Below are 9,802 nucleotides of genomic sequence, written 5' to 3'. Positions count from 1 at the left end.
TCGACGGACCAGGCGGTGGTTCCGCCCGAAGGCCAGGTTGGCGAATCCACGGAACACGGTGGCACGTACGACGACGTCGTTCGTCTCGATCTCCTCCGCCAGCCGCTTTGCGTCGTGGATGAGCCTGCTCTTGGCGGCACTCGGGGGTAGGAACATGGGACGCCGGTCGATCTCGGCGGCGAGCAGCAGGTAGCCGGTGGTGCTCGGCGGGAGCAGACGAGCCGGCGAGGGGTTGAGGTGCTTGTTGACGATCCGCATGGCGTTCTCCTCCTGATGTGATGACGTTGTTGAGTCGCCAGGTCAGCCGTAGACGAGCCCGGAGAGCCGCATCGCCAGCCGGTGGCGGAATACGGGGATCCGTCCGAGCAGCCCGAGGACGACGTTGCGGAGCGGGCGCAGGGCGTGACCGGCCGTGGCAAGCCGGGTGAGCCGGTCGGCCAGTCCGACGACCTGGAGGGCCACGGGCCGGCGTGTGGCGGTGTAGCCGTCGAGGGTGTCGGCAGACTCGCCGGCCAGAACTCGGCCGAGGGTCTCGCCGAGGGCGACGGCGTCGGTGATGCCGGCGTTCATGCCCTGTCCACCGGCCGGGCTGTGCACGTGGGCGGCGTCGCCCGCGAGCAGGATTCGCCGGTCGCGGTAGGTGTCGGCCACCCGGTGGTGGACACGGAACCGGGAACCCCAGATCACCTCGCGGACCTCGGCGCGCTCGGCTTTCGGGCCACGGGCGTCGAGCAGCGTCTGGACGAATGCGGTATCCGGGTCGTGTGGCGCCTCGTCGACGGTGGCGACGATCCGGTGCACTCCGCCGGGCAGTGGAGCGACGACGACCATGCCGGCGGTCGAGAAGTACAGGATGACCTCGTCGTCCGGCGCCCCTCCGGCCAGCTTGACGTCCGCCAGCGTGAAGGACTCGCCGTAGGTGGCTCCGCTGAACTGGATGCCGGCCTGTTCGCGCACTGTGCTGTGCATGCCGTCGGCGCCGACGACGTAGGCCGCGCGGATCTGCTCACCACCCGCGAACGTGGCCGTGACCCCGTCGTCGTCCTGGTCGAGCTCGGCGAGGGTGTAGGGACGCAGGACCCGGCCGCCCAACTCGGTGAGCCGTTCCAACAGGACCGCCTCGGTAGCGGCTTGGGAGACCATCAGGGTGTACGGGTAGCTGGTGGGAAGGTCGTCGAACGGGACCGGAACGAGCACCCGGTCGCGGTCGCGGATGGTGAATCGCGGTGCGTGGATGCCCTGCGCCGCGAGCCGGTCGGCGACGCCGGAGGCTTTCAATGCTTCGAGTGTGTGGGCATGAACGACGGCGGCCCGGGAGGTGTTGTCCCCAGCGGCCTGGTTGTCGACGACGGTCACATCGTGACCGCTTTGGGCGAGGGAGAGCGCCAACGTCAGGCCGGTGGGGCCGGCACCTATGACGAGGACGTCCGTGGTGGTGGAAAGCATCTGACTCCTCCTTTGCCAACGCTTGTTGGTCAACGTTTGTTGGCATCAATGTAGACGCATGCCAGCGCGATGTCAACAGTTGTAGGCCAACAAGCGTTGATGTAGCGTGGTCAGCATGCGAAGGACATCGGACGAGACGAAGGCGATCATCCTGGCGGCCGCGCGGGAGCGTTTCGCGCGGGAGGGGTATGAGCGCACCACCATCCGCGGCATCGCGGCCGACGCCCGGATCGACGCGTCGATGGTGATGCGTTACTTCGGCAACAAGGAGCGGCTCTTCACCGCCGCGTCGGACTTCGACCTCAAACTTCCGGCACTGGCGGATCTACCGCGAGAGCAGGTGGGGCGGCTTCTCGTCGAGCACTTCCTGGATCGGTGGGAGGAGGACGAGGCGCTCATGGTGCTGTTGCGTTCCGGTGTGACCAACGACGACGCGGCTGAGCGAATGCGCAGCATCTTCGCCCGGCAGTTGTGGCCCGTGGCTGTGGAGCTGGACGGCGATGCGTCGTCGGCGGCTCGCAGAGCTGGGCTGGCGGCGTCCCAGATTCTTGGCTTGGCCTTGTGCCGATACATCTTGCGTCTGCCGTCGATTGCGGAGATGAGCAGGGACGAGGTGGTCGAATGGCTCGGCCCCACGCTCCAGCGCTACCTCACCGAAGAGGCGGCGTAGCGGCCGTCGTTTCAGGTCGCGGCGACGGCCGGCTCGGTCTCGTGCCCTTGGTCGTACACGGCGCGGGCTGCCATGATGTCGCCCCGGTGACGCTCTGCCCATGAGGTCAGGGTCAGCAGCGAGGCGTGCAGTTCCCGCGCCATGTCCGTCAGCGAATACTCGACCTTGGGTGGCACCGTCGGGTAGACCGTGCGGACGAGGAGCCCGTCGCGCTCCAGTTTGCGCAGCGTCAGAGTGAGCATCCGACGGCTGATGCCGTTGACGGCGCGCTCGAGTTCCGTGAAACGGATGGGGCCGTCGGCTGCCGCGACGATGATTCCGATGCTCCATTTGCCCGCCACGTGGTCGAGAACCTCGACGATCGGGCACGCCTGTTCCTGGATGGCCTGGGTGGTCACATCGGTGTTCCGCTGGGACATTAAAGTGCCTCCTTCCGCTGGGCGTAATAGTCACACACCATGGTCTCAGTAACAAAACATCTCCTTAGGAAACAACTGAGACCAGGGGAACGTCCCTCTAGGAACGAGGACAGGATGCACACGTCTGAAACCGGCCGGACCCGGCGGACCGGTCTTGCCTTGGCGCTGCTGGCGCTGGCTCATTTCATCGTCTCCGTCGACTTCAACATCGTCTACATCGCACTGCCGGAGATCGGCAGGGAGCTCGGCTTCACGGCATCGTCGCTGCAGTGGGTGGTCAGTTCCTACGCGCTGGGGTTCGGCGGGTTCTTGCTGCTCGGCGGGAGGCTGGTCGATCGCATCGGTGCCCGGCGGGTGTTCGTCGCGGGCGCGGTCTGGTTCGGGGTGGCCTCCGTGGCCGGGGCGCTGGCCACTGAACCCGGCCTCCTGGTGTTCGCCCGGGCAGGTCAGGGCGTCGGGGCGGCGCTGCTGTTCCCGGCGACGCTGGCGCTCGTGAACACCCGGTTCAGCGCGGGAGCTGAGCGAAACCGGGCACTCGCGATCTGGGGCATGGCCGGCGCCTCCGGGGCGTTGGCGGGCGGCTCGGCTGGTGGTGTGCTGACTAGCACACTCGGCTGGGCCTCGGTGTTCGCCGTCATTATCCCGCTGACCGTGATCGCTGCGGCGGCCGCCCTGAAAGTGCTGGCGCCGGACACACGGTCCGGTGACGGACCCGTGGGATTCGACATTCCGGGTGCTGCTGCGGCTACCGCTGGCTCGCTCCTGGTCGTCTTCGCCCTGGTCAACGGGCCCGAGGCAGGCTGGGGATCGTCGACCACGGTTGCTACCGCGGTGACGGGTGTCGCCATGCTCGGTGTCTTCCTGCTGATCGAGAGCAGGACCAAGGCTCCGCTGATGCCCCTGCGGATGCTGCGCAACCGAAGCCTGGTCGCGGCGGTCGGCCTCATATTCGTGCTGATGGGGCCGGTCGCCGGTGTCCACTACCTGTATACGACGTACCTCCAGGATGTCCACGGATACGAGGCGCTCGCGGCCGGGCTGGGCTTCCTCCCGCAGAGCGTGCTGGCGATGGCCGGATCGTGGCTGTTGCTGCCCAGATTGCTGGGTCGATGGGGCACGGGTCGAGCACTGTTCGTCGGTCTGCTCGGGATCGCCGGCTCGATCGCGGCCCTCGTGGCCGGGATGTCGGCGCAGGGCTCCTACTGGACCCTGCTGCCCGGTCTGGCGCTGTTCGGGTTGTTTGCGGGGACCGCCTATCCAGCGGTGTTCGCAGTGGCCGGATCTGATGTGCGTGACCAGGAACAAGGCGTGGCATCGGCGATGACCTCGACCGCCCAGCAGATCGGCGGCGCGATGGGCCTGGCCGTCCTGGTCGCCATCGGCAATGCGAGCAGCGCCGCTGGACCGGAGGCAGGCACTGCAACGCTCGACGGTCTGCGCACGGCCGGCTGGGCGGCCGCCCTCATCACGGTCGCGGGCGCCGTCGTCGCGCTCGCTGTCCCTCGGACCGGTGCACGTTCACGCCGGCGGCCGCCGATGGCCGGCCAGCCGGAAACGACTGGCGAGGCGGAACGTTCTGACGGCGCCTCACTCGACGTCGGTCAGCTCGACGAGACGCCGGTCAGCTTGCAGGCTTCCTCCCACAGCGCCGCGTCCGGTGTCCGGTGAACGCGCAGGTCGCTCCACTCCCGGCAGTCCTCTATGGTCTGAGCCATCAGATCGTGCAGCATCCGGTCCGTGCCTGGGACGCACGCTTGGGCGATGCCTTCGACGGAGCAACGGACCGCCGTCGGCCCGGCGTGCCGTCGGAAACTGTTCGGGGTGGGGGCCGCGCCCAGGCTGAAGGAGCGCGCCCAGCGCGCGGCGTCCGGCGCTTGGGCGAGCGCCTGTTTGGCCAGCTCGCTGGTGCTCTCCGCCGGGCGACCATCGAGCTCGGCGAGCACCCGCTCCGCGGACAACAGCGCGACGGCGAGCACTCGCTGCCGCCAGGCGGCGGCTACCGGCAGTGCGGTCGCGGCAGCTCGGCGGGCGATGATGGCGTCCAGATGCGGGTCGTCGTCGTTCACCCCGATCACGGTCGGTACCAGCTCGGCCAGCCGCGGGCGGTAGTCATCGGAGACGACGTCGTTCACTTGCCGGGCCATCGACGCCAGCAGCGGATGTGTGCAGCTGGGATGGTCGCTCCAACGTTCGCCGGCAAGATACGAAGCGAACTCCATGAAACACGCGCCCTTGCGTGGACGACGGTGCTTGCCTCGTGACAGGACTGGAAGCAGTCCGGGTAGTTCGGTGAGGCCGGACATGTAGGTGCACCCCCACAGGCTCAACGGGCTCTTGTCTCCAGTTTGGTCCGTTATCGCCGAACGTGCTAGTCCTTTTTGCCCCGCAGATCGGACGGACCGGACATCCCGGGCCGCCCTGCGACCGACGTGGCGAGGAACGTACACCTCGCCCCTGATCGGGGGATACAGCAGTCTGGTGCCTACAAGCTTCTGTATGGGTCCAGCAGCTTCGCGGGATCGAAAGAGATTCCGAAGGGCTTGTCGACCTCGACCCTGTGACTCGCGTGGACCGTTGCATCGAGCCAATAGGCAGCACTTTCTAGGACGTGGAGCTGGACGATCGGGCGTGGCTCCAGGTCGATGATCCAGTAATGATCAACGCCAGCGTCAGCGTAGTCGATCAGCTTGTCGACACGGTCGACCTGTTCGCTGCCGCTCCGACGAGATACCACCTGGGCAACGAGGAGTACGGCACGCCCGTAGAACATGCGAGCATTCTGCTCATGTGTGGTGCGTGCTGCCTCACGATCGATCACGGCGATGTCCGGTTCCGCACGCCGGCGGGTGTTGATACATCCATAAGGGCTTGGACGTAGACCGGAGCGCTCGTGGCGCGAGCGGCGTCCCGGAGAACGCTGCGGAGAATGTCTGCGGCCATGTTGTGGCGAGGGCTCGGCGACAATGGGATCAACCACCCATCCGCGAGTTCATAGCCTTTGCCCTCCTCAGGCATGGTGTCCAGGTCGTAGATCGTGTAAGGGCCGTATGAATGGTCAAATGCGACGCTCACCAGCAGTTCCCCGTCCTAGACGTTCCCTGCGCTGATCAGACTAGCGTTGTGGGCGCCCGGCTTACTTCTGCGTTCGGGAGTGTCGACACCGCTACCGACGCATGTGGCATACAGGCTTGTCGACCTGGTTGTGGAAATGCGGATCTCGGGTCCCTCCGCTTAGTCGGTAGGCACTTAACCGGCCAGATCACCGAACACAGCCTTGCTGTCCGGTCCTGTGCAGCCGCGTCTCCGTCGGCGGGTCTGCTGCACGGATAGGTGACTGTTCCTAGTCACGCTGCCAGGTCGGCTGGCGTGTTCATGATGGTCTCGAACTCGATGGGGGTCAAACGTCGGAGGCGGGGTTGGCGTCGTCGGCGGTGGTAGGTTCGCTCGATCCAGGTCACGACCGCGATGCGCAACTGTTCACGGGTGGCCCAGGAGCGCCGGTTGAGGACGTTGTTCTGCAACAGCGAGAAGAAGCTCTCCATGGCCGCGTTGTCTCCCGCGGCGCCGACCCTGCCCATCGATCCGACCATGCGGTGTCGGGCCAGGGCACGCAGGAACTTCCGGGACCGGAACTGGGATCCGCGATCGCTGTGGACCACGCAGCCGGCGACGTCGCCACGCATCGCGACGGCGTTGTTGAGCGCGTTGACGGCCAGTTTCGACTTCATCCGGGAGTCGATGGAGTACCCGATGATCCGGCCCGAGAACACGTCTTTGATGGCACACAGATAAAGTTTGCCCTCCGCGGTCTTGTGCTCGGTGATGTCGGTCAGCCAAAGCTGGTTTGGGCCGTCGGCGGTGAAGTCGCGCCCGACGAGGTCGTCATGGACCGGGGATCCGGCCTTCTTCGCTTTGCCGCGGGCCTTCTTCTTTCCGAACGCGCTGAACCAGCCGTTGTGCGAACAGATCCGCCACGCGGTGCGTTCGGCCATCACCTCCCCGGCGTCGTGGGCCTCATCAGCCAGGAGCCGATGCCCGAACTCGAGGTCGTCGCGGTGAGCGTCGAACAGCGCGTTCGCGCGATACTCCTCGACGATCTCGCTATCGGTGACCGGGTCCTGCAGCCACCGGTAGTAAGGCTGGCGAGCGAGCTTGAGCACCCGGCACGTCACCGTCACGGGCACCCCGTCGACAGCGAGCTCTCTCACGAGCGGGTAGAGCCTTTTGACGGCAGGTTCGCCTGCGATAGATACGCCGCCGCCCGCCGCAGCACCTCGTTCTCCTGCTCCAGCAGCCGGTTCCGCTTGCGCAGCTCGCGAAGCTCCTCGGACTCACCGTGCGTCTGGCCGGGCTTGACACCGTCCTCGACCTCGGCACGTCGCAGCCACTTCTGCAACGTCATTGGATGAACACCGAAGTCACGGGCGATCTGCTCGATCGTCACTCCGGGCTCGCGGCTCCGCGCAACGCGCACCACGTCATCACGGAACTCGCTCGAATAAGGCTTGGGCACAACGACATCCTTCCAGACCCGCCCTCACGGGCAAGCCAACTCAGATGTCACCTATCCGTGCAGCAGACCCGCCTACCGCCTGCTGGTTGCACGTTGTGTTTGCCGCATGTGGATCAAATGGCACGTTTGAGGGCCTCCTTCACAGCGCGGCCGACTGCCTCGTAGTCCACGTCACTGACAACCACGGCCTTATCGCCAAGGGACCCCAGACCTTCTTTCGGACCGCGATTCTTCTGCGGGGTAACCTTCATTTCACCGTCTGGCTCCATCTGTCTTATAGAAACACCCTTTAGGCCATCGGCGAATTCTCGCTGTGACCGGACGCCCGCCATCTCAAGAAGCTTTTGCCACTCTGGGGGCATCCCTCTACGTGGCGGCAACGGTACGTCTTGTTCAGATGCATTGAGCGCAGCGTTCACTAAACTTCCAATCGCTTGCTCATCAGCACTGTCTTCTATTGTTTCCATCCACCCATTTAGGACGTAGAAACCTGCTGTAGTTCTAGATGAACTAGTTACGTACAGCCTGCCATTCCGGGCGTGCACCGTCGCATGTCCAGTCATCTGACAATCACGTACCTTACATCGACTCCGGCGTCCATGCCGTAGCTAAGGGCCCTAGACAGCGCTACTCCTTCGTCATACGTTACCGTGCCAGGTATAGCCACCTCGAGCGCACGCCCGGTGATGTCGTCTGGCCAATTGGGTCTGTCCGATGAACGGTTTGCTTGTAGTCTTCGAGCTGCGACAAGCGGAGGTGACATGCATGCTGATGGCTGAACTAGGTGCCGAGTTTCCGTGGGGGGTACTTCTCATGACGGACTCCGGCTCGAGCGAGTTGATCCCGGAGTGGAGCTCACCAGGCGAACAGGTAACTGCAGCACCAAGCGCGATGGTTGTACGCGTCCGCCATGCCGACGAAGGTGGGGTCTCCGTACGCCTGTGGGCTGACGATGGCCACGAAGCTTCAGGAATCCTGATCTTCGAGGGGAGTATCGAACTCCCCAGTGGCGTGCTGCGTGCCTCCGATGCTCTCGCGGCCACCACGGCCGATCTGGAGCTCGCAGCTGGAATTTACCCGATCCGGCTCTTCGCGGACCTCGAAAGCGAAGCGTCGGCTATTGACATCGTTCTCGAATAGGGCCGAATCCGATGGCTACGTCAACGCTCCATGGAAGAACAGCGCAGGCTTGTCGGTCGCTGGGCCAGACCTCGACCACACGTATCCCATTCGGTTGAAAGGGTTGAGGTCGCGGCGCAAGGTTGCGGGGTCAAACTGCGCCGCAGGGGCGGGACTTGATCGCACGTTCGACTGCTCGTATCAAGGCCAGCACCGGATCGGCGTCCGCGTTGAACATCACCTGCGACAGACGCTTGCTCCACGGCGAGTACTTGTACGAATTCCGTAACTGCCCGGCGAACTCTTCGTTGAGCACCTCACCGGACAGACCCAAATACGTGACCTCGGCCGTCTCCTCCCCGCGCCACGAGCGTCGTACGCGACGCGGTCCGGTCTAACGAGTCGTAGGTGTACTCGGTGGTTGAGGTCTCCCCGGTGTCGTCCATGCTCGTGTGCTCGGCCACCCGGTCGAACCGTGGCTCTCATGGCAGCTCACCCAATCTGAACCCGCGCCGCGAAGGTCACCTTCATGTGACCACCGCGTGGCCAATCGCCCGTGTCAGATCAGCCAGCCAAGTCAAGGCGTGGGAGGTCGCTCGCGTCGGATCGGCGACGATTGCGTCAAGGTTCTCCAGGCACTCCGTGAGCTGGCCGATAGTTAGGCCAGAAGGCTCGTTGAAGACGTCATAGAGCTGCTCAGGAGCGATCGACCAGTAGTAGTCCTTGTCTATCGCGACGACTTCGCCTTCGTAGCGTGCTACGTGCTCAAGTAGTACTTGGGCAGCACGTCGAAGCGTCTCGACCGGGATAAGGATCGGTTCGGTCATCAGCCACCCCCGAGGAGTTTGTCGATCTGGTTTTGGAAGCCATGGATCTCGGTCTTCAGGTGTCGGATTCTTCCGTCAATGATCCACTGCCGGATCTCCGGGGTCGGTGAGCGGGCAAGCAGTCCCTGGTTGTCAAAAGCATCGGGGTTCGCCCTGTAGGCGTTCAACTTTCTCCATGTGGGAATCAAGTTGCCTCTGCAGAGAGCGGACTGCTCGCTGCTCAGAGATCGTTAGACTGCGCACCACATCGTCCGCGGAGCTTGCGCCGGTGGCGTTGGCAGCAAGCTGGGGTAATCGGCGGCGGCGCCGGCTCCGATCTGGTGGCAGGTCTGGTAGTCGCGGTTGATGCAGTTGTTGGTGGCGTTTAGGCCTTGAACGTTTTCCAGTGCGCTTTCGCCGAGGCCTACGAAGAAGCCGCCGATGTCGCTTACACCGAAGCCCGAGTCGTCCCCGACGTCCTGAGCGGCGTGAGGCTGCGAGCGCGGCTCGCTGGTGAGGAGATCGCAGGAGGCCACGCTTTCCAGAAGCCACGTGATCGACCAGGCGGAGTTCCCGGGCATCACGAAGCGCCAGCAGTTCGCCTCGCACATCGAGGATGTTGTCTCTAACGCGTGACGCGGCCGTTGAGCAATGGTCGCAGCGCTTACTGACAGGACGGGACCGTAGTCATCCGACATCCGAACGCCGTTAACGGCGGCACAGCGTACGGCCGACGAATGGCGGCTCTTCACAATCGAGGGTGTAGTTGGGGTCGGAAGCCGCCAGTCTCGAGTAGTGATCTGGCGATGTAGTTCGTCAGGTTGCGGAA

General features: G+C 64.7%; 15 protein-coding genes. 3 read left to right on the top strand and 12 right to left on the bottom strand.

Translation table 11 applies throughout. The features are described from left to right. The coding region (locus ELR45_RS35415; protein WP_165367881.1) for a hypothetical protein at positions 1 to 258 on the bottom strand (258 nt) is incomplete at its 3' end. 42 nt (positions 259 to 300) lie between these two features. Continuing rightward, on the bottom strand, positions 301 to 1,446 hold the full coding sequence (locus ELR45_RS17940) for an FAD-dependent oxidoreductase (RefSeq protein WP_129667621.1): 1,146 nt from the start codon (positions 1,444 to 1,446) through the stop codon (positions 301 to 303). 115 nt (positions 1,447 to 1,561) lie between these two features. Here ELR45_RS17940 and ELR45_RS17935 point away from each other — a divergent pair, with 115 nt between their 5' ends. Then, positions 1,562 to 2,116 (top strand): TetR/AcrR family transcriptional regulator, encoded by a 555-nt coding sequence (locus ELR45_RS17935; protein WP_129667620.1) that lies wholly within the window; start codon positions 1,562 to 1,564, stop codon positions 2,114 to 2,116. 11 nt (positions 2,117 to 2,127) lie between these two features. Here the strand turns inward: ELR45_RS17935 and ELR45_RS17930 are convergent, their stop codons facing one another. Next, positions 2,128 to 2,535 carry a winged helix-turn-helix transcriptional regulator gene (locus tag ELR45_RS17930; RefSeq protein WP_129667619.1) on the bottom strand — a complete coding sequence of 136 codons (408 nt, stop codon included), beginning with the start codon at positions 2,533 to 2,535 and terminating at the stop codon, positions 2,128 to 2,130. 114 nt (positions 2,536 to 2,649) lie between these two features. On the opposite strand from ELR45_RS17930, the gene ELR45_RS17925 reads away from it, so the two are divergent. Further along, positions 2,650 to 4,203, top strand: coding sequence for an MFS transporter (locus ELR45_RS17925; RefSeq protein WP_129667618.1), 1,554 nt, complete (start codon positions 2,650 to 2,652; stop codon positions 4,201 to 4,203). Here ELR45_RS17925 and ELR45_RS17920 read toward each other — a convergent pair. From ELR45_RS17920 to ELR45_RS17905, 5 genes are all read right to left on the bottom strand, one after another. Next, positions 4,137 to 4,838, bottom strand: a complete 702-nt coding sequence (locus tag ELR45_RS17920; protein ID WP_205856805.1) for a hypothetical protein — start codon at positions 4,836 to 4,838, stop codon at positions 4,137 to 4,139. The two genes, ELR45_RS17925 and ELR45_RS17920, sit on opposite strands and share 67 nt — an antisense overlap. 179 nt (positions 4,839 to 5,017) lie before the next feature. Beyond that, positions 5,018 to 5,353 carry a Uma2 family endonuclease gene (locus ELR45_RS17915; protein ID WP_240759838.1) on the bottom strand — a complete coding sequence of 112 codons (336 nt, stop codon included), beginning with the start codon at positions 5,351 to 5,353 and terminating at the stop codon, positions 5,018 to 5,020. After that, complete coding sequence (locus tag ELR45_RS41025; RefSeq protein ID WP_240759837.1) at positions 5,350 to 5,607, bottom strand: hypothetical protein; 258 nt, start codon at positions 5,605 to 5,607, stop codon at positions 5,350 to 5,352. Before ELR45_RS41025 ends, ELR45_RS17915 begins: the two co-directional genes overlap by 4 nt. 272 nt (positions 5,608 to 5,879) lie before the next feature. Next, a protein-coding gene (locus ELR45_RS17910; protein ID WP_129667616.1) for an IS3 family transposase occupies positions 5,880 to 7,048 on the bottom strand; the annotation gives its coding sequence in 2 pieces (ribosomal slippage) (positions 5,880 to 6,761 and positions 6,764 to 7,048; 1,167 coding nt in all). A gap of 113 nt (positions 7,049 to 7,161) precedes the next feature. Next, a complete protein-coding gene (locus ELR45_RS17905; protein ID WP_165367880.1) occupies positions 7,162 to 7,515 on the bottom strand; it encodes a hypothetical protein in 354 nt (117 codons plus the stop codon). 304 nt (positions 7,516 to 7,819) lie between these two features. Here ELR45_RS17905 and ELR45_RS17900 point away from each other — a divergent pair, with 304 nt between their 5' ends. Then, a complete protein-coding gene (locus ELR45_RS17900) occupies positions 7,820 to 8,188 on the top strand; it encodes a hypothetical protein (RefSeq protein WP_129667614.1) in 369 nt (122 codons plus the stop codon). Between the two features lie 130 nt (positions 8,189 to 8,318). Here the strand turns inward: ELR45_RS17900 and ELR45_RS17895 are convergent, their stop codons facing one another. The 4 genes from ELR45_RS17895 to ELR45_RS17885 form a co-directional block, all read right to left on the bottom strand. Further along, complete coding sequence (locus ELR45_RS17895; protein WP_129667613.1) at positions 8,319 to 8,501, bottom strand: hypothetical protein; 183 nt, start codon at positions 8,499 to 8,501, stop codon at positions 8,319 to 8,321. Between the two features lie 193 nt (positions 8,502 to 8,694). Then, positions 8,695 to 8,994 (bottom strand): hypothetical protein, encoded by a 300-nt coding sequence (locus ELR45_RS17890; RefSeq protein ID WP_129667612.1) that lies wholly within the window; start codon positions 8,992 to 8,994, stop codon positions 8,695 to 8,697. Next, complete coding sequence (locus tag ELR45_RS35410; protein ID WP_165367878.1) at positions 8,994 to 9,161, bottom strand: hypothetical protein; 168 nt, start codon at positions 9,159 to 9,161, stop codon at positions 8,994 to 8,996. Before ELR45_RS35410 ends, ELR45_RS17890 begins: the two co-directional genes overlap by 1 nt. A 63-nt stretch (positions 9,162 to 9,224) precedes the next feature. Next, complete coding sequence (locus ELR45_RS17885) at positions 9,225 to 9,584, bottom strand: hypothetical protein (protein ID WP_129667611.1); 360 nt, start codon at positions 9,582 to 9,584, stop codon at positions 9,225 to 9,227. Positions 9,585 to 9,802: the final 218 nt, after the last annotated feature.

It is taken from the genome of Phytoactinopolyspora endophytica (assembly GCF_004138495.1).
In the GTDB taxonomy this organism is placed as follows: domain Bacteria; phylum Actinomycetota; class Actinomycetes; order Jiangellales; family Jiangellaceae; genus Phytoactinopolyspora; species Phytoactinopolyspora endophytica.
The sequence above is the reverse complement of the archived record's forward strand: the minus strand, read 5'-3'. Positions and strand labels throughout refer to the sequence as shown.